Origin of the sequence: Paracoccus sp. R86501, from assembly GCF_042466435.1 — a bacterium.
In the GTDB taxonomy this organism is placed as follows: Bacteria; Pseudomonadota; Alphaproteobacteria; order Rhodobacterales; family Rhodobacteraceae; genus Paracoccus.
This window is the reverse complement of sequence record NZ_JAXHPZ010000001.1, coordinates 997730-1022832: the sequence shown is the minus strand read 5'-3', so window position 1 is coordinate 1022832 and position 25103 is coordinate 997730. Positions and strand designations below refer to the sequence as shown.

The window sequence follows — 25103 nt, the reverse complement described above, 5'->3', positions numbered from 1 at the left end:
AACAGATAATCCGCGACAATCGTTGATGCGCATCGGGATCCGACTTGCAAGGAATAGCGATGCCCGTCTTTCTGCATGGCCTGTCAACCGCCCTTCCCCCCAATCGCCTTGACCAATCCGACGTCGAATCCCGCGCGGCGCTGATCTTCGGGGGACGCTATCCCCAGTTCGACCGGCTTGCGCGCACCTTCGGAACCTCGGGCATCAAGCACCGCTATTCGGTCATGCCGCTGGACTGGTTTTCCGAAGATCACGGCTGGAAGGATCGCAACGACGCCTATCTGACCGGTGCGGAACAGATGTTCATCGATGCCGCGGATCAGGCCCTGTCCGATGCCGGATGGCGCGCCGATCAGGTCGATTGCGTGGTCACCGTATCATCCACAGGCATCGCCACCCCCACGATCGAGGCCCGCGTCTTTACCCGCATGGGGTTCCGCGACGACATCCTGCGGGTGCCGCTGTTCGGGCTTGGCTGCGCGGGCGGGGTTTCGGGGCTGTCGGTCGCGCAACGGCTGGCTGACGGCGCCGATGCACCCAAGGTCCTGCTGGTCGTGATCGAGGCCTGTTCGCTGTCTTTCCGTACCGACCGCCTGCAAAAGGCCGATATCATCGCCACCGTGCTGTTCGGTGATGGCGCAGCAGCAGCCTGTCTTGCGTCGGATCTGCCCGACAAAGGCCCGCATGTGCAACTGGGCAAGGGATATCAGAAGATCTGGCCCGACACCTTGGCGATCATGGGCTGGGACGTGGATGAGACCGGCCTTGGCGTGGTCTTCGACCGGTCGATCCCCAGCTTCGTGTCGGAACATTTCGCCCAGGCCGCCGATCAGGCGCTGACCGCATCGGGTCTGACCCCCGACGGCATCGACCGTTACGTCTGCCACCCCGGCGGTGCGAAAGTGGTCGAAGCGATCGAGGCCTCGCTGCAGCTGACGCCCGGCGTGCTGGACGCCGAACGTGACGTGCTGCGTGACACCGGCAACATGTCCGCCCCGACGGTGATGTTCGTGCTGAAATCGGTGCTGCAATCGGGTGCCAAGGGCCAGATGATGGCCTGCGCGCTTGGACCGGGCTTCACCGGGTCCTTCCTGCCGATGCATGTGTCGGCGGGCACGTGATGCAGACGGCGACGCTGCTGTTTCTGGGCTTCGTCCTGCTGCAGCGCGGGGCCGAACTGGTCATCGCCCGCATCAACACCCGCCGCCTTCTGGCCCGTGGCGCGCATGAGGTCGGGGCCGAGCATTATCCCTTCATGGTCGCCATGCATGCCCTGTGGCTGATCTGCCTGATCGTCTTCGGATATGATCGCGGCGTCGATCCGTGGTGGCTGACCGGCTTTGCCCTGCTTCAGGTGCTGCGCCTGTGGATCCTTGGCACCCTCGGGTCGCGCTGGACGACGCGCATCATCATCCTGCCCGAACCGCTGGTCCGCCGGGGCCCGTTTCGCATCTTGCGCCACCCGAACTATACCCTTGTGGTGGCCGAGATCATCGTCGCGCCGATGGTGCTGGGGCTGGTCTGGGTGGCCGCGCTGTTCACCGTGCTGAACGCCCTGATGCTGTGGGTGCGTATCAGGGCCGAAAATGCAGCGCTTGCGCCCCTACGCTGACTTGCAGGGGCGACCGGCGACATAGGTTTGCGCCACGGCACGGTCGTCGCCCATGATCTGCAGGATGAACAGCTCCTCGGACAAGGTCTCGGCGCGTTCCATCCGCAGGTCCATGGCGGCCGTCGCGCGGGCGTCCAGCACCACCAGATCGGCATCCGATCCCGGCGCCAGCGTGCCAATGCGGTCCTGCATGCCAAGCGCAATGGCATTGCCCCGCGTGGCCCAATGGAAGGCCGCCAGCGGGTGCAGCTTCTGCCCGCGCATCTGCAGGACCTTGTAGCCTTCGTTCAGGGTCTGAAGCATGGAATAGCTGGTGCCACCACCGATATCGGTTGCGATACCGCTGACGATGCCAGCATCGCGCAAGCCGGCCTCATCGAACAGACCGGACCCGAGGAACAGGTTCGACGTCGGGCAAAAGACCGCGCGACTGCCCGTTTCGGCCATCCGCGCGATTTCGCGCTGTTCAAGGTGGATCGAATGGCCCAGCAGCAGCCTGTCGGACAACAAGCCATGCTGTTCATAAATATCCAGATAATCCCGCGCCTTGGGGTAAAGGCTTAAAGTAAAGTCGATCTCGTCCCGGTTCTCGGACAAATGGGTCTGGATGTGACAGTCAGGGTGTTCCTCTGCCAGCTGACCTGTCATCTGCAACTGTTCCGGCGTCGAGGTGATCGCAAACCGCGGCGTGATCGCATAGCTTTGCCGCCCCTTGCCGTGCCAGTCCCGGATCAGCGCCTTGCTGTCGTCATAGCCCTGCTGCGGTGTGTCCAGCACCGCGTCGGGCGCATTGCGATCCATCATCACCTTGCCCGCCACCATCGCCATATTGCGATCATGGGCGGCAGTGAACAGCGCTACCGCGCTGGTCTTGTGGCTGGAGCAAAAGGCAACACCCGTCGTCGTTCCATGTGCGGTCAGCTGATCAAGGAACAGTCCCGCCATCCGCGTCGCATGGTCCGGGTCGGCAAAGCGGGCTTCCTCGGGGAAGGTATAGGTGTTCAGCCAGTCCAGCAGCTGCGCACCCCAGCTGGCGATCACCTGCACCTGCGGGAAATGCAGATGCGGGTCGATGAAACCCGCCATGATCAGATGTGGGCGGTGGTCGGTCTCGGGCAGGTCATCGCGCGCCAGATCGGCATGGTCACCGACGGCGACGATCTTGCCGTCCTGAACGACGATCACGCCGTCTTCCCAAAAGCGGTGGTTGTCCTGCGTTTCGGCAGGATCGGCGTGAAAGTCGAGGACGCGGCCCCGGATCAGCTGTTGCATGTGTACTTTTTCGACAAGGAAACTGAGGTGAGCCTGCCGATCAATTCGGCGGCGGTGAAAGCGGCGATGACCTCGGGGCGCTTGTCATGGGACAGGCCCGCGCCGATGGGGCAGATCAGCCGCGTCGTGTCGATGCCCTTGGCAAAGCGTGTGAACTGCGCGCGTTTCGTGGCGCTGCCGATCATGCCGACATAGGGCAGATCGGGGCGCGACAAGGCTTCGGCCGCCAGCAGGAAATCCAACGCGTGGTCATGGGTCAGGATGATGACCGCCGTGCCGGGGCGGGCATCGCGGATCAGCGCTTCGGGCAGCGGCGTCAGCTGGGTTACGATGCCGGGGGCCGCCAGCGCCAGTTCCTGCGCCCGCGGGTCGATCAACGTGGCATTCACCGGCAGCGGTTGCAGCGCCAGCGCCAGCGCCCGCCCGACATGGCCCGCACCGAAGATCAGCGCGTCGGGATGGTCCTGCGGCGTCGGTCCCTGCCGGTCCAGTTCCAGAACGACCCGCCCGCCGCAGCATTGGCCGATCTCCGGCCCCAAGGGCACATCCATCCGGTCCAGTTCCAACCCCTGCGCCAGCATCGCCCGCGCCCGGTCGATGGCCATGTATTCCAGCTGGCCACCGCCGATGGTGCCCTGGACGCTGTCGGGACCGACGAACATCTCGGCGCCCACGTCGCGCGGGGTGGACCCGCGGGCGGATATGACGCGAACGCGGATCATCCGCGCAGGCGGTCCACCGCCATCAGTACGCGTTCGGGCGTGGCGGGCGCATCGAGGCGGGCGGGTTCGCGGTAATCGGCCATCGAGGCGACGGCCATGTTGATTGCCTCGAAGACGCTGATGCCCAGCATGAAGGGCGGCTCGCCCACGGCCTTGGACCGCTTGATGGTGCGCTCGGCGGCCTGCGACCAATTGGCCAGCGTGACGTTGAAAATACGCGGGCGGTCGCTGGCCAGCGGCACCTTATAGGTCGAGGGCGCATGGGTCCGCAGGCGGCCCTTGTCGTCCCACCACAATTCCTCGGTCGTCAGCCAGCCTGCGCCTTGGACAAAGGCACCTTCGACCTGGCCCTTGTCGATGGCGGGGTTAAGGCTGCGGCCCACGTCATGCAGCACGTCGCTGCGGTCGATGACATATTCGCCGGTCAGCGTGTCCACCGAGACCTCGGAAACCGCAGCGCCATAGGCATAGTAATAGAACGGCCTGCCGCGCCCCGTCGAACGGTCCCAGTGAATGTCCGGCGTCTTGTAATGCCCTACCGCCGAAAGGTTCACCCGCGCCATATAGGCGGCGGCGATCACCTCGGTAAAGGGGATGGCTGTATCGCCCGCCATGATGTGGCCGGGCACGAATTGCACCGCATCTGTGGCGACCTGCCAACGCTCGGCGACGAATTCCACCAGCCGCGCCTTGATCTGATCCGCCGCGTCCAGCGCCGCCATGCCGTTCAGGTCGGTCCCCGAAGATGCCGCCGTGGCCGAGGTGTTGGGCACTTTCTCCGTCGTGGTCTTGGTGATCTTGACGCGGGCGATGTCGCATTGGAACGCTTCGGCCACGACCTGCGCGACCTTGGTGTTCAGACCCTGCCCCATCTCGGTCCCGCCGTGGTTCAGCATGACCGAGCCGTCGGAATAGATATGGATCAGCGCGCCCGCCTGATTGTACCAGGTCGCGGTGAAGCTGATGCCGAATTTGACCGGCGTCATGGCGATGCCCTTGCGGATCACCCCGCCTTTGGCATTCCAGTCCAGCACCGCCTGACGACGCGCCTGATAATCGCTGCTGGCTTCCAGTTCGTCCAGAATGCGCGGCAGGATCTGATCATTGACCTGCTGGTGATAGGGCGTCAGTTGCCCGTTTTCATAGAGGTTAGCCCGCCGGATCTCCAAAGTATCGCGGCCAAGGGCATAGGCGATTTCTTCGATCATGCGTTCGGCGACGATCACGCCCTGCGGCCCGCCAAAGCCGCGGAAGGCGGTGTTGCTGACGGTGTTTGTCTTCATCGGATGGCTGCTGACGCGCACATCGGGATAGAAATAGGCGTTATCGGCGTGAAACAGCGCCCGATCCGTCACCGGCCCCGACAGGTCCGACGAAAAGCCGCAGCGCGCATACCAATCGCCCTGAACGGCGCGGATTTTGCCCGAATCGTCAAAGCCCACCTCGTAATCGACCACAAAATCATGGCGCTTGCCGGTGGCGATCATGTCGTCATCGCGGTCGGGCCGGATTTTCACCGCCCGTTTCCAGCGCTTTGCCGCAATGGCGGCGACGCAGGCGAACAGGTTCATCTGCGTTTCCTTGCCGCCGAACCCGCCGCCCATCCGGCGCACGTTCACGATGACCGAATGGCTGGGCACCTGCAGGGCATGGGCGACCATATGCTGCACCTCGGAGGGGTGCTGGGTCGAGACGTTGATGGTCATGTCATCATCCTCGCCCGGCACGGCCATGGCGATCTGACCCTCAAGATAGAAGTGATCCTGCCCGCCGATCTCGAACCGTCCGCTGATCCGGCGCGGCGCATCCGCCATCCCCCGGTCGGCATCGCCACGGCGCAGCGTCAGGGGATCGGTGACATAGCCCATGCCTGCATCACGCGCGGCAATAGGGTCCAGCGCATGGGGCAGCGCGTCATAAATGATGCGCGCCTTATGGGCCGCCCGACGCGCCTGATCGCGGGTTTTCGCGATGACCGCAAAGACCGGCTGACCCCAGAACAGCACAGTTTCCTCGGCAAAGATCGGATCGTCCTTTTTGCCATTGGCCGAGACGTCGTTGATCCCCGGAATATCCTTGGACGTCAGCACGCCGATAACACCGGGGTGGGCCAGCGTATCGCTGAAATCCATGCCGGTGATGGTGCCATGGGCGCATTGCGACAGGCCCAGATAGGCATGAACCAACCCCTGCGGTTCGTTCAGATCGTCGGTGTATTCCGCACGCCCCGTGACATGTTTGGAGGCGCTGTCATGGGCGGTGTCCTGATGGGCAAGCCCGCGAATGCTGGTGTCGTCTTTCATGATCATGCCCCCACGGCTTGCGTCAGGCGGACCGGAAGGCCCGGCTCTGATTGTTCCAGCCAGAAGCGGCGGAACAGGTTTTGCGCCACGCGGGCACGGTAATCGGCGCTGGCGCGCATATCCGACATCGGGCTGAAATCATCGGCCACGGCGCGGGCGGCGGCGTCGAAGGTCGCCTGCGCCATGGGCTGGCCTTGCAGCGCGGCTTCGGCGCGGACGGCACGCTTGGGCGTGGCGGCCATACCGCCGAATGCGACGCGGGCATCCTGAATGATGCCGTCCTGCACCGTCAGGCAGAACCCTGCGGCGACGGCGGTGATGTCGCTGTCGCGGCGCTTGCTGACCTTATAGGCGGCGATCACCGCATCAGGGCGCGTCGGGATGATGACGGTTTCCACGAACTCACCCTGCTGGCGGTCCTGTTTGCCGTAATCGATAAAGTAATCCTGCAGCGGCAGTTCGCGGCGTACGTCACCACGGCGCAGCACGATCCGCGCCCCAAGCGCGATCAGTAATGGCGGCGTATCCCCGATGGGCGAGCCGTTGGCGATATTGGCGCCGATGGTGCCCATGTTGCGCACCTGCCAGCCACCGATACGCAGCCAATAGTCATAGGCCGCGGGGATGTGCTGACGGATCAGCGGCGCGGCCTCGGAATAAGTCACGCCCGCGCCGATATGCAATTCGCCATCAATGACTTGCACCGACTTCATCAGGTGACCGATGAAGATCGCGGGACTGATGTCGCGCATGAATTTCGTCACCCACAGGCCGACGTCCGTGGCACCTGCAACCAGCGTCGCCTTGGGTTCGTCCATCAAAACCCGCGCCAGATCATCGGCATCGGCGGGAATGATGGCGCGGTCGCCGTCGCGATCCAGATCGACCCGGCTCGCAGGCATCGCGGCCAGCCGCGCGGCCACGGCATCGCGTTCCCGTATCAGCGCATCGGCGGCCTGCCCGCCCGCGCGGCCGGCGGCCAGCGCGGCGGTGATGATGGGTTCGTATCCGGTGCAGCGGCAGATGTTGCCCTGAAGCGCGATCTCGATATCGGTGGCATTGGCATCGGGTTTCGTCATCCAAAGCCCGTAAAGCGCCATGACGATCCCCGGCGTGCAGAAGCCACATTGGCTGCCGTGATGTTCGACCATGGCTGCCTGAACGGGGTGCAGACCGCCATCCGGTCCCTGCAGATGTTCAATCGTGACGACATGACAGCCGTGACAGGACGCCAGCAACCGGATGCAGGCGTTGATAGGTTCATAGACCAGACCGCCGGTCGTCGGACGCCCCAGCAGCACGGTGCAGGCGCCGCAGTCCCCCTCGGCGCAGCCTTCCTTGGTGCCGGTCAGGCGGCGTGCGATCCGCAGATGGTCCAGCAGCGTGTCCGAGGCACCCACCTGCGACAGGGCAACCTCTTGGTCGTTCAACAGAAAACGCAGCTGGGTGGTCATGGTGTTCCTTCCTGGCGGGCATCGCGTCGGGCAGCTTATGCGGGAAAAGGGGATTGCGGAATTGGCGGCGACGTAGAAGACTTTACATGAAACGTTGAAAGCCAACCACCACCATGTCCTATCTTGAAAGCCTGCGGGTCTTTGTTCGCGTGGTCGAGTTGGGCTCGATCACCGCCGGAGGCAGGGATTTGCGCCTTTCACCGGCAGTTGCCTCGAATTGTATCAAGGATCTTGAAAATCGCTTCGGGCTGCGCCTGCTGAACCGCACCACCCGCAAGCTGACCACGACCGAGGTCGGGCGCGCCTTCTACGACCACGCCCGCCGCGTGATCGAGACCCTGGACGAGGCCGAGGCGCTGGTCAGCAGCTTTTCGGGCAAGCCGCAGGGCGTGATCCGCCTGACCGCGCCATTGGGGCTGGGGCGACGGCTGGTCGCGCCGTTGATTCCGGCCTTCTGCCATGACAACCCCGGCGTCGAGTTCCGACTGCGCCTGTCCGATCGCAGCGTCAATATCGTCGAAGATGCCATCGACCTGGCGTTTTTTCTGGGCGAACCGGCGGATTCGGCGCTGAAATGGCGCAAGATCGCCGATTGCCCGCGGGTTCTGGTCGCATCGCCGCGCTATCTGGCCGAACACGGCACGCCGCAGGTGCCAGACGATCTGTCGGCGCACAACTGCCTGCTGCTGCGCTATCCCCGCAGTCCCGAATATTTCTGGACGCTGATGACCGATGACGGGCCGCGCAAGATGATGGTCTCGGGGCGGTTCGACACGGATGACGGCGATGTGCTGACATCCTGGGCGCTGGACGGTCATGGCATCGCCAACCGCCCCGAATACGAGGTCGCCGATGAATTGCGCGACGGTCGGCTGGTGCGCCTGCTGCCGCAGACGCCGCCGATCCCCGCGCAATTCGGCTGCCTTGCCCCCCATCGCCGGCTGCAGGACCCAAAGGTCCGCATGTTTGCCGATTTCGCGGTCAGGGAGCTCAAGCCGGTGTTTCAGCCGGTCAGCCAAATACCCGCCTGAACGCAGGCACGCGGGCCAACAGCAGCCGGTCGATCAGCAGCGCCGCCGCCATGGTGACCCCGGCCATCGGAAAGGCCACGCCGATCACGCATCCCAGCACCACCGCGCCGCGCCACAGCGGCATATCCGACGGCATCGGCGGCGGCACCAGCCGCATCTGGCCCGCAGGCCTACGCTTCCACCACAGCACCACCCCCGAGACACAGAGGAAGATCACCGCAAGGCAGAAGGCGGTATTGGCCAGCACGCTCCACAGTCCCAAGGTGCCCATGTGCAGGGCGATCCCGACTGCCATCGCCTTGCCCGCCCATGAATAATCCCCAAAGCCAACGTCAGCCAGGATACGCCCGCTGTACTGGTCAATATGCACAGTGCGGTCGGTTGTTGGGTTCAGGCTGTCGGTGTTCATCGAATCCCGTGCCAGCGTCCAGACGCCGGTGTCACCCTTGGGCATCATCACCTGATAGCGCCCCTGGAACCCGATGCTGCGGGCCAAGGCATCGATGCTGTCGATGGTGACGGGCTGGCCCGCCGGAATGCCGGTGACACCGGCTTCGGACCCTGACGCGGGCATAGGGGTCTGTTCCAGCGCCCAGGCCACCTGCTTGGGGCCGTCATTCATGCTGCCATGGGTCACATCCGACAGGGGCACCGCGTCCCATTTGGCGGCAGGAAAGGTGGACCAAGCCTGGGTCAGCTTCTCGCCCCAGACACCGGACCATGCCAGCCCCGACACCAGAAAGAACACCATTGCGACCGAGATCCAGATCCCCACCGTGCCATGCAGCGACCGCCACAGTGCGCGACCGCGCGCCATCGGGTTCGGGATCAGCGCGCGCGCCCATCCGCCCTGACGCGGCCACCACATATAAAGTCCTGTTGCCATCAGCACGATCCCAAGCGAGGCCGCGATTTCCAGCATGCGATCACCGGTCACCCCCAACAGCAGCGACGAATGGATGCCGTCGGCCATGTCATACCACCCGCTGCGGCGTGGAAAGCGGGTCACGACCTGCGCAGTATAGGGATCGACGGCGACCGTCTGCGCGCCCGACGAGCGGTCGATGCGAAAGATGGCCGCCAGATCGGGGCTGCGGGGCGCGACGTATTGCACCGGCTGCCCATCGGGAACGGCGGCGATTGCCACCGCCGCCTGCAGGTTCAGGCTGGTCGTCTGGCCCTGCGGCGTCACGGGGATGCGTTCGCCGTCGCGGCCATCCAGATGGGCGATCCACAGCATCATCATGCCGGTCACCGCCAGCACCAGGAAGAACGGAACGACGAACAGCCCCGCATAGAAATGCCAGCGCCAGGCGGCGCGATAGAGCTTGGCGCCCTTGTTGGCGGCGTCCAGTGCCGTGTTCGGGGTGGTCCTCATGGCAGGTCACGGCGCGATGCGCCGCCCGCCTTGGCAGGAAAAGTGAGGGTCATGGGAGTTATCCTTGGGCATGGCCGCGCCATGCGGGTTTCGCTGTCAGAAGATCGGCTCTGATCAGGCGCGCGGAGGTGCGCGGGCGAAACCGTCCAGGGGGGCCTGCAGCGGATGCCACAGGTGATCGGCGATGCGGGGCGTGAAACCTTGCGCCAGCCGGACCCACAAGGGGGGCATCGGCGTGGCGACATGACCGATGGCATGGACCAGCATGCAGGCGTGGTCATGGGCGGGGGCGGGCTTTTCGCCCAATTCAAGTCGGGCCAGCGACACCTCGACCAACCCGTGGCCCGTGCAGATCACCACCGCGTGGTCGTCAATCACACCCAGATCCGCAAGCGCCGCCGAGGATTTCGGCAGCACCACGCCAAGGATCACCCCCAGCAGCAGGACAAGGCGAAGCATCTGCATCATCGCGCTGGCTTACCCCGCCGCGCCGCCCCTGTTAAGCGGAAATCGGATCAGAGCCCCGCCGTGCCAAAGGCGCCGACCCGACGAAACCAGCGGATGATCTGGCGACGCTCATCATCTTCCATGCTGGTGATATTGGCGGGGGGCATGGCGTCGGTCAGCCCCGCCTGCACATAGATCTGCCGTGCCGCCCGCGCGATGTCGGTTGGCGTCTCCAGATACAGCCCGCGCGGGGCGTGATAGATACCTTCCCACACGGGTTCGCGGGCGTGGCACATGGAACAGCGGCCGATGACGGTCCGAGAGACGTCATCGAAGCCCTCGGCCTCGGCGAATTTCGCCTCGGCCGGGGTGAAGGGGCGCGCCATCGCCTCGTCATAGCTGTCTTGGTTCAGCCCAAGCGCCGAGAGCCACATTATGGCCACGAACAGCATGGTCGTCACCGCCCATGTCCACCACTGATAGCCCTTGCGGGCATGCATCGTGTTGAAGAAATGCCGAATGGTCACGCCCATCAGGAAGATCAGCGCCGCGATCAGCCAGTTGTATTCGCTGGCGAAGGCCAAGGGGTAGTGGTTCGACAGCATCAAGAAGATGACCGGCAGGGTCAGATAGTTGTTATGCGTGGACCGCAGCTTGGCGATCTTGCCGTATTTGGGGTCCGGCGCACGTCCGGCCTTCAGGTCGGCCACAACGATGCGCTGGTTGGGCATGATGATCAGGAAGACGTTGGCCGTCATGATCGTGGCCGTGAAGGCCCCCAGATGCAGCAGCGCCGCGCGTCCGGTGAAGACCTGATCGTATCCCCAGCCCATCACCACCAGCGCCACGAACAGCAGCAGCATCAGCACCGTCGGGCGCTGACCCAAGGGCGATTTGCACAAGCCGTCATAGATCAGCCAGCCAATCGCCAGCGACCCGCCCGACACCAGGATCGCCTGCCATGTTGCCAGATCGGCCTTGGCCGGATCGATCAGGAACAGGTTCGCCCCCGCCCAATAGGTGACCATCAGCAGCGCGGCCCCTGACAGCCACGTTGAATAGCTTTCCCATTTGAACCATGTCAGATGCTCGGGCATGCGTTCGGGCGCGACCAGATATTTCTGGACATGGTAAAAGCCGCCGCCATGGACCTGCCATTCCTCGCCATGCGCGCCTTTCGGCATGCCGGGGGCCTTTTGCAGACCCAGATCCAGCGCGATGAAATAGAACGACGACCCGATCCATGCGATCGCGGTGATGACATGGGTCCAGCGGACGGCGAAGGCCAGCCATTCCCAGATGATGACGGTATCGGGGATCATCTCAGCTGCCCCTGTAGGTCGAATAGCCGAAGGGCGAGATCAGCAGCGGCACATGATAGTGGTCCTGCTGCGACATGCCGAAACGGATGGGGATAATGTCCAGAAAACGCGGGCTTTCGGGCGGGATGCCGGTCGCATCCATCCAGTCGCCTGCATGGAATTCCAGTTCGTACATGCCGGTGGCGAAATCGCCCTGAGGCAGGATCTGGCTGTCGGTCCGGCCATCCTCATTGGTGACAAGGCGGGCGATTTCGGTTCGCGCGCTGCCTTGCAGGCGGAACAGAACCACCGTCATGCCGCGGGCGGGTTGGCCACGGGCCGTATCCAGAACATGGGTGGTCAGATAACCTGTCATCTCGTCCCTCTGCTGATTATGCTTGGTTTCTTGATAACCGATCCCTGCCTGCGCGCGAGGTGAAACGCGCGCAAGGCAGTCTTTAGATTTCATGTATAATCGGCCTCAGTGATCGGCCAGCTTGCCCGCCGCGCGCAGTTCGTCCTGATCGGGCTGGGGCGCACCGTTATAGAACCAGTTCAGCAACACCGCGCTGATCGCCGCCAGCAGGATGCCCGAATGGATCAGCGGGTGGATCGCATGCGGCATCCACTGCTTGAAATCGGGGGCGACCACCGGGATCATCGCCATGCCGATGCTGATGGCCACGACGAACAGGTTATGGCGATTATTGGTAAAATCGACCCGCGACAGAATCCGCACGCCGGTGGCCGCGACCATGCCGAACATGACCAGACCTGCCCCACCCAGAACCGTGGTCGGCAGGCTTTCCACCAGCGCGCCCATCTTGGGGATCAGCCCCAGTACGATCATGATGACGCCGCCCGCCACACAGACAAAGCGCGACCGAACGCCCGTGACGCCCACCAACCCGACATTCTGGCTGAACGAGGTATAAGGGAAAGTGTTGAAGATTCCGCCCAGCATCGTTCCCAGACCATCGGCGCGCAGACCCGCGGCCAGTTGCTTCTGGGAAACGGGCTTTGCGCACATCTCGGACAGGGCAAGGAACATGCCGGTGGATTCGATCATCACGACGATCATCACCAGCACCATGGTCAGCACCATCACCAGATCGAAAGTCGGCAGGCCGAAATGGAAGGGCGTGATCAACGCGAACCATTGCGCATCGGCCACGCGGTCGAAATGCATCATCCCCAGCACGGCGGCTGTGATGCCACCGACCGCGATACCGATCAGCACCGCGATATTGGCGATGAAGCCGCTGGCAAAGCGCGACACCAGCAGGATGGTGCCCAGCACCAGCGCCGCAATGGCGATATTGCCGCCCGCCGCGTAAAGCGGGTTCGCGACGGTGGGGGCCAGACGCACGCCCTCGGGGACGCCGCCGGCGGCAATCGCGTCCTGCAACCAGGCGGCCTGCGCGGGATCGACCAGCTTGGGCGCGGTCGGGCCGACCTGCAGGCCGAAGATCCAATTGATGCCGATGGGCATCAGACTGATCCCGATGGCCAGAATGACCGTGCCGGTCACAACTGGCGGGAAGAACCGCAGCATCCGGCTGATCACCGGCGCCAGCAAGATCGCGATCAGACCCGCCGCGATGATGGCGCCGAACAGCGCCCTTGCCCCATCCGCACCGGGGTTCCCCGAGGCGATGGCCACCATCGGGCCGACGGCGGCAAAGGTGACGCCCATCATCACGGGCAGCTTGATGCCGAAATATTGGGTGGCGCCAAGGCTCTGGATCAGGGTGGCGATGCCGCAGACGAACAGATCGGCCGAGATCAGGAAGGCCACCTCGGTCGGGGACAGTTGCAGCGCGCGGCCCACGATCAGCGGTACGGCGATCGCACCCGCATACATCACCAGCACATGCTGGAACCCAAGCGTGATCAGCTTGGGTGTCGGCAAACGTTCATCGACGGGATGGACCCCGGCCGCGCCCGTTGTTTCGGTCATGTGATCGCCCCCTCTGGCAGAATGTCGCGACAAGTCTGCGCCCGGTCCTTGGCGCGGAAAACGGATTTCGTGCCAAGGGACAGGCAGATACCGGTATTGCCTGCAGAATATGCAAACCGGCTGACCTGACGTGATGTGGTCGCGCCCTCCTCGGCGCAAGAAAAGGCTAGCATTCGCCCCGCAGTCGCGCCATTTTTCTGGAAAATTCATCCGCATCGTGGAAGAAGGCGAAAAGCGCAGCAAGGTCAGCACCTTGCATTTTCCACCCGCATCTGCGGATTTTCGCGCCGCGCGACATGCATTCTTAACGGAGCTTAGAAAATGGCCGATCCGATCCGCCGCCGGGGCCGCCCCAGAAAATCGCAGCCCGAGGCACCGGGCACCGTGCAGGCACTGGACCGCGCGCTGGACCTGCTGGACCTGCTGGCCCTACGGTCGGGGCTGACCCTCAGCGAGATCGCCGAACAGGCGGGGCAGCCGCCATCGACCGTGCACCGCGTCCTGCACACATTGGCGCAGCGGGGAATGGTCGAAAGCGATCCGACCACACAGGCGTGGAACATCGGCCCCGCCACCTTCCGTCTGGGCTCGGCCTTCATGCGGCGGTCGGGCATCGTCGAACGCGCCCGTCCGATCCTGCGCGGACTGATGGAGCACACGGGCGAAACCGCGAACCTTGGCATCCTGCAAGGCAACCACGTGCTGTTCGTCAGTCAGGCCGAAACGCAGGAAACCATCCGCGCCTTCTTCCCGCCCGGCACACGCTCGCCGCTGCATGCCTCGGGGATTGGTAAGGCGCTACTGGCCTTCGGGCGCGATGATATCTTCAATGGACTTGTGCAGTCAGGCGAGCTTGAGCGTTTCACCGACAAGACGCTTGCCGACCCCGATGATCTGCAAGCCGACATGTCCCGCATCCGGCATCGCGGATTTTCCTTCGATGATGAGGAAAAGACCCGCGGCATGCGTTGCATCGCCGCCCCCGTCTTCGATCTGTCAGGAGAGGCGATCGCAGGTATCTCGGTCAGCGGGCCGACGCATCGGATCGGGTCCGAACACGTCAAGACGCTGGGCGCGGTGGTCGCCGCCGCAGCCGCATCCCTGACCGAGGCGATGGGCGGCGCGACCCAGTGATCGCGCCTGCCCGTTGACTTAATGGCCGCCGAAGAAGGCGTATTTGAAGACAAACAGCGCCGCGATCACCCAGGTCGCCGCATGCACCTGCCGCGCACGGCCCGTTAGCAGCTTGATCAGCGCGTAGCTGATGAAACCAAAGGCCAGACCGTTGGCGATGGAATAGGTGAAGGGCATGGCGATGGCGGTCAGGACGGCCGGTGCGGCCTCGGTCACGTCATCCCAATCAATCTCGGCCAGTTCGCGCAGCATCAGCGTGGCGACATACAGCAGCGCCGGTGCCGTGGCATAGGCAGGAACCGACCCGGCCAGCGGCGCAAAGAACATCGCCAGCAGGAACATCACGCCGACGACGACCGCCGTCAGACCCGTGCGTCCGCCTGCCTGCACGCCCGAGGCGCTTTCGACATAGGCCGTCGTCGACGACGTCCCGAGCAACGAACCCGCCGTGATGGCGGTGGAATCCGCCATCAGCGCCCGACCGAGGTTGCTGTTTTCATGGGTGTCGCCATCACCCAGCAGGCCCGCGCGTTTGGCAACGCCGATCAGGGTGCCAGTGGCATCGAACACCTCGACTAGCACCATCACCAGCACGACCTGAAAGATGCCATAGGTCAGCGCGCCCATCACATCCAGTTGCAGGAACGTCGGCGCGACCGAAGGCGGCATCGACACCACGCCGCCAAACTGGCTGACGCCCAGTGCGATGGCCGCGACAGTGACGACCAGAATTCCGATCAGGATCGCGCCCGTCACCTTCATCGCATCCAGCGCCACGATGATGAAAAAACCGGCAATCGTCAGCAACGTCCCCGTCGCGGTCAGATCGCCCAGCGCCACCAGCGTGTCAGGGTTCGCCACTATCAGGCCCGATGATTTCATCGCGATGATCGCCAGAAACAGCCCGATGCCTGCCGCGATCGCACTGCGCATGGATGCGGGAATGCCCGCGATCAGCCAGCTGCGGATGCCGGTGATCGACAGGAACAGGAAGATGATCCCGCTGATGAAAACCGCGCCCAGCGCCTGTTGCCACGAAAAGCCCATGACGCCCACGACGGTGAAGGCGAAGAACGCGTTCAGCCCCATGCCGGGTGCCATGCCGATGGGCCAGTTCGCCCACAGCCCCATGATCAGCGACCCGACAGCTGCGGCAAGGCATGTCGCCACGAAGACCGCGTCGCGGTCCATGCCCGTGGTTGACAGAATGTCGGGATTGACGAAGATGATATAGGCCATGGTCAGGAATGTGGTGATCCCTGCGATCACCTCGGTCCTGACGGTGCTGCCCTTGTCAGACAGCTTGAAAAAGCGTTCCATGTTTCCCCCTGATACGGCTCTGACGGCCGCCTATCGGGGCGCAGCTTGGGGGCTGCGTCAGGCGGTCGCAATTGTCCCCTGCCCGTAAGTCTTTCAACGCGATTTTGAAAGCCCCCACGATCTTTGCCGAATCCTTGATACAGAATTCCACATCTGTCGGCTTGCCCGCGCGGGCGCGTCAGGGTCTTGTGACGTAACGACAATCAGCCCGGAGGATTTCATGCGCTACAGCCGCGATCTGTCAGGATATGGCGAAACCACACCGGACCCGCAATGGCCGGGTGGTGCCAAGATCGCCGTCCAGTTCGTCGTCAATTACGAAGAGGGCGGCGAAAACAGCATCGAGCATGGCGATGCCGCATCCGAGGCCTTCCTGTCCGAGATCATCGGCGCGCAGCCATGGCAGGGTCAGCGGCACTGGAACATGGAATCCATCTATGACTATGGCGCGCGGTCGGGCTTCTGGCGGCTGCACCGGCTGCTGAAGGATATTCCCGTCACCGTCTATGGCGTCGCCACCGCGCTGGAACGCAGCCCCGAACAGGTCGCCGCCATGAAGGCCGCCAAATGGGAGATTGCGACCCACGGGCTGAAATGGATCGACTATCGCAACATCCCCGCCGAAACCGAAGCCGACCACATTGCCCAAGCCATCCGCTTGCACACGCAGGTGACGGGCGAACGTCCCTATGGCTTCTATCAGGGTCGCACCTCGATGAATACGGTGCCGCTGGGGTGCGAGGAAGGTGGCTTTGCCTATCTGGCCGATACCATCGCCGACGACCTGCCCTATTGGCACGTCCACAAGGGCAAGCCTCAGCTGATGGTGCCCTATACGATGGATGCCAATGACATGCGCTTTTCCAGCGGTCAGGGGTTCGGCACGGGGCAGGAATTCTTCGACTATTTGCGCGACAGCTTCGACGTGCTTTACGCCGAAGGTGCAGCCGGCGCGCCCAAGATGATGTCCATTGGTCTGCACTGTCGCCTTGCAGGCCGCCCCGGTCGTGCCAAGGCCATCCAGCAGTTTCTGGACCACTGCCGCGCGCATGACGGCGTCTGGTTCGCCAGCCGTCTGGACATCGCCCGCCACTGGGCCGACACCCATCCCTATCAGCCCCGCACCCGCCCCTCTGAAATGACGCGTGATGATTTCGTGGCCCGCTTTGGCGGCATCTATGAACACTCGCCCTTCATCGCCGAACGGGTCTGGGAGGCCGAAATGGGCGCGGTGCATGACAGCGCCGTGGGTCTGTCGGGCCGGATGGCGCAATTCTTCCGCGCCGCCAGCGATGAAGAACGCCTTGGCGTGCTGACCGCCCACCCCGATCTGGCCGGTAAGCTGGCGCTAGCCAAACGCCTGACCGCCGACAGCAGCGCCGAACAGGCCAGCGCCGGTCTGGACGCCCTGACCGATGCCGAACGTGCCGATTTCACCGCATTGAACGACGCCTATGTCGCCAAGCACGGCTTTCCCTTCATCATCGCCGTCCGCGACCATGACAAGGCGGGCATCCTGTCTGCCATGCAGGCCCGCGTCGATAACGACACCCCCACCGAACGCGCGACAGCCGAGGCGCAAGTCATCCGCATCGCCGAACTTCGCCTGAAAGAGGCCCTGACATGACCGACCAGCCCCCCAAAGGCGCCCCCACCGGCGACATCGCTCAGCTGCCGCCCGAACCCGCGCAGCGCATCCCATACGCGGGCCCCGTCGCCGGCCTGCCGCCCCAGACCGGGATGACGACCGATACGGCAGTCTTCACCGACGCCTATGCCGTCATTCCCCGCACGGTGATGCGCGACATCGTCACCAGCTATCTGCCGGGCTGGACGGGTATGCGGATGTGGATGCTGGCCCGCCCCTTGACCGGTTTCGCCGAAACCTTCAGCCAGTATATCGTCGAACTGGCCGAACATGGTGGCACCGACACGCCCGATGACGACGCTGAAATCCAGCACGCCATCTTCGTCACCGGCGGCGATCTGCAGATCACCATCGACGGCACCGATCATCAGCTGACGCCCGGTGCCTTCGCCTATGTCCCACCGGGAACGCCGTGGAAGATCTGGAACCGCACCGCAGGTCCCGCGGGCTTCCACTGGTGGCGCAAGCGCTGGCAACCTGCCGTCGGAGTCTCCAAGCCCGATCCCATCGTGGTGCAGGAACAGCACATCGCGCCATCCCTGATGCCCGACACTGACGGCGCATGGGGCACGACGCGCTTTATGGACCCCGCCGATCTGCGCCACGACATGCATATCACCGTCGTGACGTTCAAACCCGGTGGCTCGATCCCTTTTGCGGAAACCCATGTGATGGAACACGGGCTCTATGTGCTTGAGGGGAAGGCCGTCTATCGTCTGAACCGTGACTGGGTCGAGGTCGGCCCCGGCGACTACATGTGGCTGCGCGCCTTCTGCCCTCAGGCCTGCTATGCTGGCGGACCCGGCCCGTTCCGCTATCTGCTCTATAAGGACGTCAACCGTCACGCGCCGCTTTGGGGCAATCGCTGAGACCCGACAGCAGGGGGTCCGGGGGGCGCGCAGCACCCCCGGCCATCGCGGGACGCAATCAAAGCTTCGTTGCGCTGACGACAGGCGTTTTCGTCCGCGCACGCAACCGCGCCTCGCGCCAGGTAATATAGCTGATCGCCCCGATCATCAGGCCACCGCCCAGAATGACCCATCCGTCCAGAGGTTCGGCAAAGACCAGAACCCCGATCAGGCTTGCCCAGACCAGCTGCAGGAAGGTCACCGGCTGCGTGACCGTCAGGGGCGCGGCCGCAAAGGCCCGCGTCATGGTATAATGCCCGGCCGTGGCAAAGACCGCGACCAGTCCCAGCCAGCCCACCTGCCCCCATGTCGGCGTCACCCATTGCGCCCATGCCAGCGGAGCCAACCCCACCGCCACCGTCAGCGACATCATCGCCACCACCACGGATGCCGGGACCCGTTCCGACAGTCGCTTGGCCACCAGATAGGATGACCCGAACGCGACCGAGGCCATCACCTGCGACAGATGCCCCGCATCCAGCGCCCTCAGCCCCGGGCGCAGCACGATCAGCGCCCCCAGCAGCGCCACCGTGATGGCGGCAATCCGGCGTGCGGCCAGCTTTTCGCGCATGAACAGGGCGGCGCCGATGGTCACGATGATAGGGTTCAAAAAGCCGATGGCCGTGACTTCGGCAATGGTGATGCGCGACATGGCAAAGAACCATGCCACGACCGCCACCACATGCAGGCCCCCGCGCAGGGCGAACATGCCCCAGACCTGCGGGGTAAATCCGCGTCGCAGGGCGGGCCAGACGACCGGCATCAGAAAAACCACCCCGATCACGAAGCGGATGAAGGCCGCCTGAGCGGCGGGCAGTGCCCCGTCCAACCCCCGAACGATGGTGTTGACGCCGACAAAGCACAGCCCCGTGACCAGCATCCAGCCGATCCCGATCATGTCCCGCGAGGTGGTGTTCACGTTTTGCATGATCTGCACCTGCAGCCTTTCCGGCGACATGGCAAGCGTCATGCCGCCTTAGTTGAATGCAAGCCGCAGCGCGATGGCCCACATGACACAGCCTACCCCGACCTCCAGCCACTGCCAGGCGACGGGTTTGCGAAACAGCGGCTCCAGCAGGCGGGCGCCATAGCCCAGTGAAAAGAAGAAAAGGAACGACCCCGTCACCGCCCCTGCCCCGAAAACCCCCGGCATCGGCCATTGCGACGAGATCGCCCCCAGCAGCACCACAGTATCCAGCCAGACGTGTGGGTTCAGCCATGTCAGCGCCGCGATGGTGGCCAGCGATGCCCCCAGCCCGCGCATCTGGCCCTCGGGGCGCAAGGCCTCTCCGCCACGCCACGCCGCACGGAACGCCCGCAGGCCATAGACGACCAGAAAGACCACGCCGCCCCAACGCATCGCCTCGAACAGCCACGGCCAACGCAGCCCCGCTGTCGCCATGCCCGCGACGCCCAGCACGATCAGCAACGCGTCGGACAGCGCACAGAACAGGCAGATGGCAAAGACATGCTGCCGCAGGATCCCCTGCTTCAGGACAAAGGCGTTCTGCGCCCCGATCGCCAGGATCAACGACAGCCCGGTTCCCAGCCCCGCCAGATATGACAGCATGTCCATCCCCCGTCGTGAAAGGTCGCCGGTGCAGCCCTGCTGCCCGGCGACCCCCTGTGTCATCGAAATGCGGCAAGACCTTACAGGCTGGCCGCGACATCCTCGGAGAGGTCGAAGTTGCCGATGACGTTCTGGACGTCGTCGTCATCTTCCAGCGTGTCGATCAGCTTCATCAGCTTCTGGGCGGTTTCCACGTCGGTGATCTCGGTCGGGGCCTGCGGCTTCCAGATCAGCTTGGCGGTCTCGGATTCGCCCAAGGTGGCCTCAAGTGCGGTGGCGACTTCGTTCAGATCGGTGTCGGCGCAATAGATCCAATGGCCTTCCTCGTCGCTCTGGACGTCGTCGGCACCGGCTTCGATGGCGGCCATCATGACGGTATCGGCGTCGCCCACGCTGGCCGCATAAATGATTTCACCCACACGGTCGAACATGAAGGCGACCGAGCCGGTCTGACCCATGTCACCGCCCGACTTGGTGAAATAGCTGCGGACGTTCGACGCGGTGCGGTTGCGGTTGTCGGTCATCGCCTCGACCAGCAGCGCGATGCCGTTGGGGCCGTAGCCTTCGTAGCGGATCTCGTCGTAATTGTCGCCGTCACCGGCCTGCGACTTCTTGATGGCGCGGTCGATCACATCCTTCGGGACGGATTTCGACTTGGCTTCCTTGACGGCCATCCGCAGACGCGGGTTCTTTTCAGGATCGGGGTCGCCCATTTTGGCGGCCACGGTGATTTCCTTGGCCAGCTTCGAGAACAACTTCGAGCGCTGAGCATCCTGCCGGCCCTTGCGATGCTGGATGTTGGCCCATTTTGAATGACCTGCCATGTCGGGTCGCCCTTCACAATTCAATTGAAAATCTTGCGTGCTTTTAGTCCACAGGACGGGTGCATCGCAAGGCGAACCGGAATGCCACCTGCAGCGTTCGGTGCGACGGCCCGAACGATGGCCAGCACGAGGACACCCATGACCCCCCAACAGATAATGCTTTTCGCCCTTTTGGGCCTGATGATCGCGCTGATGCTCTGGGGGCGGTGGCGATATGACCTCGTGGCCTTCGGGGGGCTGATGGCGGCGGTCCTGATGGGGATCGTCCCGTCCGAGGATGCGTTTTCGGGCTTTGGCAACCCCACGACCCTAATCGTGGCGCTGGTGCTGATCGCGACGGCGGGTCTGAACCGGTCGGGCGCCGTGGCGCGGCTGGCGCGGCTGATCGCATCGCGGCCACGCGGAACCACGGCGCATGTGCTGATCTTCGGCACGGTCGGCGGGATCCTGTCGGGCTTCATGAACAACATCGCAGCCCTTGCCATGCTGATGCCCGTCGATTTGCAGGCGGCCCGCAAGGCCAATCGCCAGACCGGCCTGACGCTGATGCCACTAGCATTCGCGACGATCCTTGGCGGCATGCTGACGCTGATCGGGACACCGCCGAACCTGATCGTTTCCGGCTTCCGCGCCGATGTCTTGGGCGAGCCTTATCGCATGTTCGACTTTCTGCCCGTCGGCGGTGCGGTGGCCGTGGCGGGCATCGCCTTTATCGGGCTGGTGGGCTGGCGGCTGATCCCCGGCGCGCGGGACGACGGTCCAAGCGACGCGGACGGCCCGCAGCGCCGCTATGTCGCGACCCTTGTCGTGACCGAGGCCAGCCTGACCAGCGCCCGCCTGATCGCCGAAGCCCGCGCCGAGGCCGCCAAGGCCAACGTCCGCATCGTCGGATTGCGCCGCCACGGGCAGGACATTGCGGGCAATCTGGACGGGCTGACCATCACCGACGGCGATGTCATCGTCCTGCGCGCCGATCCGCAGGCGCTGGATGAATTCCGGTCCACCAACAACCTTGCCTTCCCCGATGGCCGAATGGAGCCGCGCGCCCGCAAGGATGCCGAAGGACAGCAGCTGATCGAATGCCTTGTGCCGCGCGCATCAGCTATCGCTGCCCGTTCGGTCCAGTCGTTCGGTCTGACGAACCGCCATGACAGCGTGATGATCGGGATGCGCCGTCAGGGCTTGGCACAGCGCCGCGACCTGTCGCGCCAGACGCTGCAATCGGGCGACATGCTGCTGTTGCTGGTCCCCGAAAGCCGGATCGAGGATATGCTGGCCGCCACGGGCCTCTTGCGCATCGATGGCGGCAGCCTCTCGGTCCAGCGCGAACGCCATATGCGTGCCGCCGTCGGACTGTTCGCATTGGCGGTCGCGGCCGCTTCGCTTGGGGTGACGACGATGCCGATCGCGCTTGGTTGCGTAATCATCGCCTATACCCTGTTCGGGGTTCTGTCGGTGCATGAACTGTATGACCACGTCGATTGGCCGGTCATCGTGCTGCTGGGATCAATGATCCCCCTTGGGCTTGCGCTGGACCGGACCGGTGGTTCGGCCCTGATCGCGCAAGGATTGGCCAGCCTGACGCAAGGATACCCCGCATGGATCGCGCTGGTATTGTTGATGGGGGCGACGATGATGCTGTCGGATGTGCTGAACAACAACGCCACCACCATCATCGCGGCCCCCGTCAGCATCCGTCTGGCCGAACAGCTTGGCGTCCAGCCCGATGCCTTTCTTATGGGGGTGGCGGTGGCTGCGTCCTGCGCCTTCCTGACGCCGATCGGGCACCAGAACAACACGCTGATCTTGGGGCCAGGCAATTATCGCTTTGGCGATTACTGGCGGATGGGCCTGCCGCTGGAGATCATCGTCATGGCGGTATCCGTGCCTTTGCTGCTGATCGTCTGGCCATTATAACCCCCGAAACGCAAAACGCGGCCCCGAAAGGGCCGCGAAACACGTCTGCGGTCGGGCCGCAAATGGATTACAGCGCTGCAGCGCCGCCCAGAATACGACGGATCTCGCTTTCGCGGGTCACGCCTTTGGCGGCCAGTTCTTCGTCCGACAGCTGGCTCAGCTTGTTCAGCGAACGCATCTGAGGGCTTGCTTCGGCCAATGTGACCATGAAGCGCCCGATGGCACGGAACGGAGCCAGCAGAGCGCTGGTCGGAAATGCTGCGGTCTTGTGGCCGGCAGTTGCGATAGTCGCCATGTGGAAACTCCTTGCGAATAAGTCGTTTCCTCCCCTGTGGCTATAGATCGTCGTTCCGGCCGCGGATCACAACCGACGATGCTGCATGGCAGCATTGCGATCCGCGAAAGGTTACGCAGGGGCGTCAAAGCGGCCAGATCAGCGGGATCAGCATGGACGCCACCAAGGCCATCAGCAGGTTCAGCGGCAGGCCGACCTTGATGAAGTCGGCAAAGCGATAGCCGCCCGGACCATAGACCAGCGTGTTCGTCTGATAGCCGATGGGCGTGGCGAAACTGGCCGAAGCCCCCATCATCACCGCCACCACCAAGGGCCGCGGATCGACGCCAAGCGAATTGCCCAGACTGATCGCAAGGGGCGTGACGATGACCGCAACGGCGTTGTTCGTCACGGTTTCCGTCAGCGAGGTCGCCAGCATATAGACCGCCAGCACCAAGGCCCAATGCGGCAGCGTCGCCAGCCAGGGCGCGACCTTATCGACAACCAGTTGCACCGCGCCGCTGTTTTCCAGCCCTGCCCCTACGGCCAGCATGGCAAAGATCAACGCCATCAGGCGGCCATCGACGAAGGACAGCGCCTCATCGGCGTCGATGCAGCGCGTGCCCAGCACGACCGCCACCCCGATGAAGGACAGCAGAAGGATCGGTGCGACCTCGAAGGCGGACAAGACGACGACGCCGACCAGCGTGGCCACGACGATGGGTGCATGACGGCGGCGATAGGCGCGATCCGAGGGCGCGGTGACCTCGACCATATCCATGTCGCTGGCAAGACGCTGGATGTCGGTCGAAGCGCCCTCCAGCAGCAGGGTGTCGCCGACGCGCACAACCAGATCGTCCAGCTGACGGCCGATGTTCTGGTTCTTGCGGTGGGCGGCCAGCACATAAACGCCATAACGTCGGCGCAGGCGCATCGACCCGAGGCTGCGCCCGACCATGTGACAGCCCGGCGTGATCAGGACCTCGACGGTCGAGGTCTGGACCGAGGACAGCTTGTCCACCATCCGCAGTTCCTTGTGGGTCTGCAGGCCCAGAACCTCGGACATGGGGGTGCGCAACACGACGCGGTCGCCTTCCTCCAACAGGACGGCAGCCAGATCGCGGCGCAGGGACGCATCGCCCCGCAGAACGTCGATGACGCGGGCGCTGTCGCGGGCGAAGATGTCAACCTCGTCCAGCGTCTTGCCGATCAGGGCCGAACCTTCGGGAATGGCAACCTCGGTGAAGAATTTCATCTTGCTGCGGCCCGACAACAGCTGCGACATCGAATCGCGGTCGGGCAGCAGGCGCGGCGCGAAGATCAGCAGATAAGTCACGCCGACGATGGCCATGGGGAAGCCGACCCATGTGATCTCGAAGATGGTGAAATGCTCCATCCCGGATGCGCGGGCAACGCCATCCACCAGCAGGTTGGTCGAGGTGCCGATAAGCGTCATCGTCCCGCCAAGGATCGACAGATATGACAACGGGATCAACAGCTTGGAGGGGGATTTCCCCATTTCCTTGGCCAGCTGCATGAAGATCGGCATCATCACCACGACCAGAGGCGTGTTGTTCACGAAGGCCGACATCGCGCAGACCAGCACCGAAACCGATGCCAATGTCAGGATCGGATGGGCACCGGCATGACGCGCAGCGCGCTGGCCGATCCAGTCCAGCGCCCCGGTTCGCACCAGACCGCCGACGATGATGAACATGAAGGCGATGGTCCAAGGGGCCGCGTTCGACAGCACGCCCGAAATATGGCTGACATCCAGAATACCAAGGCTCAGCAAGGTCACGGCACCAATGATGGCCGTGACTTCCGGGGGATATGTCTCTCGGATGAACAAGGTCAGCATGGCGATGATGATGAAGATCGTCACCACCGCACCGGTCATCCCGGTCAATTCAAATCCGAACATTCAAAACTCATTCCTTGCGCGGGCCCTGCGCCCCGCATTCGCGGCATATTGCGCCGGAAGACCAAAGCCCCGCAAGCGGTCTTCGCAGGTGCGGCACCCGGCCG

22 protein-coding genes are annotated in these 25103 nt (G+C 63.9%); 7 read left to right on the top strand and 15 right to left on the bottom strand.

Going from position 1 to position 25103, the window contains the following annotated elements:
- Positions 1 to 59: 59 nt before the first annotated feature.
- Together SJY40_RS05030 and SJY40_RS05025 are read left to right on the top strand one after the other, a co-directional pair.
- Positions 60 to 1121 (top strand): type III polyketide synthase, encoded by a 1062-nt coding sequence (locus SJY40_RS05030; RefSeq protein WP_378943444.1) that lies wholly within the window; start codon positions 60 to 62, stop codon positions 1119 to 1121.
- A complete protein-coding gene (locus SJY40_RS05025) occupies positions 1121 to 1612 on the top strand; it encodes an isoprenylcysteine carboxyl methyltransferase family protein (RefSeq protein WP_378943442.1) in 492 nt (163 codons plus the stop codon). The genes SJY40_RS05030 and SJY40_RS05025 overlap by 1 nt, the downstream gene beginning before the upstream one ends.
- Here SJY40_RS05025 and guaD read toward each other — a convergent pair.
- Genes guaD through xdhA form a run of 4 tightly spaced genes read right to left on the bottom strand, consistent with a single transcriptional unit; the run spans position 1604 to position 7363 of the window.
- Positions 1604 to 2884 carry a guanine deaminase gene (gene guaD / locus SJY40_RS05020; RefSeq protein ID WP_378943440.1) on the bottom strand — a complete coding sequence of 427 codons (1281 nt, stop codon included), beginning with the start codon at positions 2882 to 2884 and terminating at the stop codon, positions 1604 to 1606. The two genes, SJY40_RS05025 and guaD, sit on opposite strands and share 9 nt — an antisense overlap.
- On the bottom strand, positions 2872 to 3606 hold the full coding sequence (xdhC, locus tag SJY40_RS05015) for a xanthine dehydrogenase accessory protein XdhC (protein WP_378943438.1): 735 nt from the start codon (positions 3604 to 3606) through the stop codon (positions 2872 to 2874). The genes guaD and xdhC overlap by 13 nt, the downstream gene beginning before the upstream one ends.
- Complete coding sequence (gene xdhB, locus SJY40_RS05010; protein WP_378943436.1) at positions 3603 to 5909, bottom strand: xanthine dehydrogenase molybdopterin binding subunit; 2307 nt, start codon at positions 5907 to 5909, stop codon at positions 3603 to 3605. Before xdhB ends, xdhC begins: the two co-directional genes overlap by 4 nt.
- Positions 5910 to 5911: 2 nt before the next feature.
- Positions 5912 to 7363, bottom strand: a complete 1452-nt coding sequence (gene xdhA, locus SJY40_RS05005) for a xanthine dehydrogenase small subunit (RefSeq protein ID WP_378943434.1) — start codon at positions 7361 to 7363, stop codon at positions 5912 to 5914.
- 113 nt (positions 7364 to 7476) lie between these two features.
- Between xdhA and SJY40_RS05000 the strand changes: the two genes are divergently transcribed.
- On the top strand, positions 7477 to 8394 hold the full coding sequence (locus SJY40_RS05000) for a LysR family transcriptional regulator (protein WP_378943432.1): 918 nt from the start codon (positions 7477 to 7479) through the stop codon (positions 8392 to 8394).
- Here SJY40_RS05000 and SJY40_RS04995 read toward each other — a convergent pair.
- The 5 genes from SJY40_RS04995 to SJY40_RS04975 form a co-directional block, all read right to left on the bottom strand.
- A complete protein-coding gene (locus SJY40_RS04995; protein ID WP_378943430.1) occupies positions 8375 to 9772 on the bottom strand; it encodes a PepSY-associated TM helix domain-containing protein in 1398 nt (465 codons plus the stop codon). The two genes, SJY40_RS05000 and SJY40_RS04995, sit on opposite strands and share 20 nt — an antisense overlap.
- Before the next feature lie 114 nt (positions 9773 to 9886).
- On the bottom strand, positions 9887 to 10240 hold the full coding sequence (locus SJY40_RS04990) for a hypothetical protein (protein WP_378943428.1): 354 nt from the start codon (positions 10238 to 10240) through the stop codon (positions 9887 to 9889).
- A gap of 47 nt (positions 10241 to 10287) precedes the next feature.
- Positions 10288 to 11541 (bottom strand): urate hydroxylase PuuD, encoded by a 1254-nt coding sequence (locus SJY40_RS04985; RefSeq protein ID WP_378943426.1) that lies wholly within the window; start codon positions 11539 to 11541, stop codon positions 10288 to 10290.
- 1 nt (position 11542) lies between these two features.
- The gene (gene uraH / locus SJY40_RS04980; RefSeq protein ID WP_378943424.1) at positions 11543 to 11896 is read right to left on the bottom strand and encodes a hydroxyisourate hydrolase; all 354 of its coding nucleotides are present in this window, start codon (positions 11894 to 11896) and stop codon (positions 11543 to 11545) included.
- A 105-nt stretch (positions 11897 to 12001) separates the two neighbouring features.
- On the bottom strand, positions 12002 to 13480 hold the full coding sequence (locus SJY40_RS04975; protein ID WP_378943422.1) for a nucleobase:cation symporter-2 family protein: 1479 nt from the start codon (positions 13478 to 13480) through the stop codon (positions 12002 to 12004).
- A gap of 321 nt (positions 13481 to 13801) precedes the next feature.
- On the opposite strand from SJY40_RS04975, the gene bhcR reads away from it, so the two are divergent.
- Positions 13802 to 14614 (top strand): HTH-type transcriptional regulator BhcR, encoded by an 813-nt coding sequence (gene bhcR, locus SJY40_RS04970; protein WP_378943420.1) that lies wholly within the window; start codon positions 13802 to 13804, stop codon positions 14612 to 14614.
- Between the two features lie 18 nt (positions 14615 to 14632).
- Here the strand turns inward: bhcR and SJY40_RS04965 are convergent, their stop codons facing one another.
- A complete protein-coding gene (locus SJY40_RS04965; RefSeq protein WP_378943418.1) occupies positions 14633 to 15934 on the bottom strand; it encodes an NCS2 family permease in 1302 nt (433 codons plus the stop codon).
- Between the two features lie 220 nt (positions 15935 to 16154).
- Between SJY40_RS04965 and puuE the strand changes: the two genes are divergently transcribed.
- Both puuE and SJY40_RS04955 read left to right on the top strand, forming a co-directional pair.
- Positions 16155 to 17561 carry an allantoinase PuuE gene (puuE, locus tag SJY40_RS04960; RefSeq protein ID WP_378943416.1) on the top strand — a complete coding sequence of 469 codons (1407 nt, stop codon included), beginning with the start codon at positions 16155 to 16157 and terminating at the stop codon, positions 17559 to 17561.
- On the top strand, positions 17558 to 18451 hold the full coding sequence (locus SJY40_RS04955; RefSeq protein ID WP_378943414.1) for a bifunctional allantoicase/(S)-ureidoglycine aminohydrolase: 894 nt from the start codon (positions 17558 to 17560) through the stop codon (positions 18449 to 18451). The genes puuE and SJY40_RS04955 overlap by 4 nt, the downstream gene beginning before the upstream one ends.
- Positions 18452 to 18509: 58 nt before the next feature.
- On the opposite strand, the gene SJY40_RS04950 is transcribed toward SJY40_RS04955, so the two are convergent.
- From SJY40_RS04950 to SJY40_RS04940, 3 genes are all read right to left on the bottom strand, one after another.
- The gene (locus SJY40_RS04950) at positions 18510 to 19448 is read right to left on the bottom strand and encodes a DMT family transporter (RefSeq protein WP_378943412.1); all 939 of its coding nucleotides are present in this window, start codon (positions 19446 to 19448) and stop codon (positions 18510 to 18512) included.
- A gap of 18 nt (positions 19449 to 19466) precedes the next feature.
- Positions 19467 to 20060, bottom strand: coding sequence for a LysE/ArgO family amino acid transporter (locus tag SJY40_RS04945; protein ID WP_378943410.1), 594 nt, complete (start codon positions 20058 to 20060; stop codon positions 19467 to 19469).
- Positions 20061 to 20140: 80 nt separating this feature from the next.
- Complete coding sequence (locus SJY40_RS04940) at positions 20141 to 20884, bottom strand: YebC/PmpR family DNA-binding transcriptional regulator (RefSeq protein WP_378943408.1); 744 nt, start codon at positions 20882 to 20884, stop codon at positions 20141 to 20143.
- Between the two features lie 156 nt (positions 20885 to 21040).
- Between SJY40_RS04940 and SJY40_RS04935 the strand changes: the two genes are divergently transcribed.
- Positions 21041 to 22801 carry an SLC13 family permease gene (locus tag SJY40_RS04935; RefSeq protein WP_378943406.1) on the top strand — a complete coding sequence of 587 codons (1761 nt, stop codon included), beginning with the start codon at positions 21041 to 21043 and terminating at the stop codon, positions 22799 to 22801.
- A gap of 67 nt (positions 22802 to 22868) precedes the next feature.
- Here SJY40_RS04935 and SJY40_RS04930 read toward each other — a convergent pair whose 3' ends face one another.
- Both SJY40_RS04930 and SJY40_RS04925 read right to left on the bottom strand, forming a co-directional pair.
- Positions 22869 to 23096, bottom strand: a complete 228-nt coding sequence (locus SJY40_RS04930; protein ID WP_378943404.1) for a hypothetical protein — start codon at positions 23094 to 23096, stop codon at positions 22869 to 22871.
- A 124-nt stretch (positions 23097 to 23220) separates the two neighbouring features.
- Positions 23221 to 24999, bottom strand: coding sequence for an SLC13 family permease (locus tag SJY40_RS04925; RefSeq protein ID WP_378943402.1), 1779 nt, complete (start codon positions 24997 to 24999; stop codon positions 23221 to 23223).
- Between the last annotated feature and the right edge of the window lie 104 nt (positions 25000 to 25103).

Excerpts from the sequence above, each read along its gene's own strand:
- SJY40_RS04935 (WP_378943406.1), top strand. The coding sequence starts at position 21,041 with ATGCTTTTCGCCCTTTTGGGCCTGATGATCGCGCTGATGCTCTGGGGG.
- SJY40_RS04930 (WP_378943404.1), bottom strand. The coding sequence starts at position 23,096 with ATGGCGACTATCGCAACTGCCGGCCACAAGACCGCAGCATTTCCGACC.
- SJY40_RS04975 (WP_378943422.1), bottom strand. The coding sequence starts at position 13,480 with ATGACCGAAACAACGGGCGCGGCCGGGGTCCATCCCGTCGATGAACGT.
- SJY40_RS05030 (WP_378943444.1), top strand. The coding sequence starts at position 60 with ATGCCCGTCTTTCTGCATGGCCTGTCAACCGCCCTTCCCCCCAATCGC.
- SJY40_RS04990 (WP_378943428.1), bottom strand. The coding sequence starts at position 10,240 with ATGATGCAGATGCTTCGCCTTGTCCTGCTGCTGGGGGTGATCCTTGGC.
- SJY40_RS04965 (WP_378943418.1), bottom strand. The coding sequence starts at position 15,934 with ATGGAACGCTTTTTCAAGCTGTCTGACAAGGGCAGCACCGTCAGGACC.
- puuE (WP_378943416.1), top strand. The coding sequence starts at position 16,155 with ATGCGCTACAGCCGCGATCTGTCAGGATATGGCGAAACCACACCGGAC.
- SJY40_RS05000 (WP_378943432.1), top strand. The coding sequence starts at position 7,477 with ATGTCCTATCTTGAAAGCCTGCGGGTCTTTGTTCGCGTGGTCGAGTTG.
- SJY40_RS04985 (WP_378943426.1), bottom strand. The coding sequence starts at position 11,541 with ATGATCCCCGATACCGTCATCATCTGGGAATGGCTGGCCTTCGCCGTC.
- guaD (WP_378943440.1), bottom strand. The coding sequence starts at position 2,884 with ATGCAACAGCTGATCCGGGGCCGCGTCCTCGACTTTCACGCCGATCCT.
- SJY40_RS04995 (WP_378943430.1), bottom strand. The coding sequence starts at position 9,772 with ATGAGGACCACCCCGAACACGGCACTGGACGCCGCCAACAAGGGCGCC.
- xdhC (WP_378943438.1), bottom strand. The coding sequence starts at position 3,606 with ATGATCCGCGTTCGCGTCATATCCGCCCGCGGGTCCACCCCGCGCGAC.
- uraH (WP_378943424.1), bottom strand. The coding sequence starts at position 11,896 with ATGACAGGTTATCTGACCACCCATGTTCTGGATACGGCCCGTGGCCAA.
- xdhA (WP_378943434.1), bottom strand. The coding sequence starts at position 7,363 with ATGACCACCCAGCTGCGTTTTCTGTTGAACGACCAAGAGGTTGCCCTG.
- xdhB (WP_378943436.1), bottom strand. The coding sequence starts at position 5,909 with ATGAAAGACGACACCAGCATTCGCGGGCTTGCCCATCAGGACACCGCC.
- bhcR (WP_378943420.1), top strand. The coding sequence starts at position 13,802 with ATGGCCGATCCGATCCGCCGCCGGGGCCGCCCCAGAAAATCGCAGCCC.
- SJY40_RS04945 (WP_378943410.1), bottom strand. The coding sequence starts at position 20,060 with ATGCTGTCATATCTGGCGGGGCTGGGAACCGGGCTGTCGTTGATCCTG.
- SJY40_RS04955 (WP_378943414.1), top strand. The coding sequence starts at position 17,558 with ATGACCGACCAGCCCCCCAAAGGCGCCCCCACCGGCGACATCGCTCAG.
- SJY40_RS05025 (WP_378943442.1), top strand. The coding sequence starts at position 1,121 with ATGCAGACGGCGACGCTGCTGTTTCTGGGCTTCGTCCTGCTGCAGCGC.
- SJY40_RS04950 (WP_378943412.1), bottom strand. The coding sequence starts at position 19,448 with ATGTCGCCGGAAAGGCTGCAGGTGCAGATCATGCAAAACGTGAACACC.
- SJY40_RS04925 (WP_378943402.1), bottom strand. The coding sequence starts at position 24,999 with ATGTTCGGATTTGAATTGACCGGGATGACCGGTGCGGTGGTGACGATC.
- SJY40_RS04940 (WP_378943408.1), bottom strand. The coding sequence starts at position 20,884 with ATGGCAGGTCATTCAAAATGGGCCAACATCCAGCATCGCAAGGGCCGG.